The sequence below is a fragment of the Thiorhodococcus minor genome (genome assembly GCF_010820565.1).
Lineage (GTDB): Bacteria > Pseudomonadota > Gammaproteobacteria > Chromatiales > Chromatiaceae > Thiorhodococcus > Thiorhodococcus minor.
On sequence record NZ_JAAIJQ010000248.1, the window covers coordinates 1 to 1,427 of the forward strand.

General features: G+C 62.5%; 1 protein-coding gene. It reads right to left on the reverse strand.

What is annotated here, in order from left to right:
- Positions 1-21: 21 nt before the first annotated feature.
- The gene (locus G3446_RS26700) at positions 22-1,350 is read right to left on the reverse strand and encodes an IS701 family transposase (RefSeq protein WP_164456680.1); all 1,329 of its coding nucleotides are present in this window, start codon (positions 1,348-1,350) and stop codon (positions 22-24) included.
- Between the last annotated feature and the right edge of the window lie 77 nt (positions 1,351-1,427).

The window sequence follows — 1,427 nt, forward strand, 5'->3', positions numbered from 1 at the left end:
ACTGAAGTTTCGCCGTTTCCCTCATGCCACGAGCCGCATCACCTCTGAGATGAAGGATTTTCGCTGGGCTTTGCCGGATTTGGGGCAATCACTACCGAAACCCTCCTCGGCGATGTCCTTAGCCAAGGCCCGGCGCACATCGGCGAAGGCATATTCGGTGGTGCTCTGCGAGGCATAGCGTCGTGCTGGGGCTTGCTTGAGATGAGCAGCATAGATCCAGGTCAAGGTGGTCGCCACCATGCAGAAGTGCAGATGATTGGTCACCGCATCGGGGTGTCGGGTCTGGGTCGCGGCGCTGCCGATCTCCTGCTTGAGCTCGCGAAATCCGGCCTCGATTTTCCAGCGCGCGGAATAATATTCCACGATCTGTGCGACGCTGAGACGCAGGTCGGTCGTCATCAAGGCGACCCATTGGCTGCGGCGGTAGACCCAGACGACGCGCACCGCGCAGCGCAGCGTCTTGAGCATCACGACCTGATCGGCGGCTTCGACCTCGCGGGTAGCGCCATAGACGCGGACCTGATAGCACCGCGCCTTGGCACGTTGCTGCTTGGCGCACTCCGCGACGCTGCCCAGGCGTGCGCCATACTTGCGCGGGCGCCCGAGCTTGCCCGGCACGGCCTCGGGCTGGGCGTAGAGGACGGCATTCACCCGCAGGCGCGAGAGCAGGTCCACGCGTGTGCCCAACGGCTGGCGCAGGGGGCGGAACAGGCCATTGTTGCCGAACCAGCTGTCGGTGATCACCAGCACCCGAGCCGTTTGGAAACAGCGCGCCAGGGAGACGATCATGCTCACCGCCTGGGCGAACTTGTCGGCGAACACCACCGCCTTGCCGCGCACGCGCAGGCAGCCCGCCTGAAGCGTCGCGCGGCGCAGATAGAAGCGAAACGCCATCGGCAAACAGCACCAGCGCCCGTGGATCGGCATCAGCAGCCCCAGCGTCACCAGTGTCTGTGCCCACGGCCAGCGCGTCTGATTGGCCTTCGCGGCATGATCGAAGGTCGTCTGGCAGGCGAAGATGTGGCGCCCCGTTTTGGGGTTGATCGAATCGTCGAGCGCCAGCAGCAAGCGACCTTCCACCAAAGGCTGAGGAATGGCGCGCCAGAGCGTCTCCCACACCGCCTCCCAGGGCAGCTTCACCGACGCCATGAAGGTGTCATAGCGCCACTCGGCGATTGACACCCCGAACAACGTTGCGATCGCCCGACGCAGATTGGAGGTGCGCGACACCGTAATGGGCACCAAGATGGCCTTGAGGGTCAAGACGAACCATTCGAACCGTTCCTGCCCATGCGGATTCATTGGAAACAGGCATTGCAGCTCACCGCCAATTGCGCGTAGCATGCTCATCGAATAGGGGCTCTTTTCGCTGGTTAATCATGGATTTAGCACCTTTATGATTATACCGCGCATTGCGCCCCTATTCA

Coding starts and splice junctions, on each gene's coding strand:
- G3446_RS26700 (WP_164456680.1), bottom strand. CDS start 1,350: ATGAGCATGCTACGCGCAATTGGCGGTGAGCTGCAATGCCTGTTTCCA.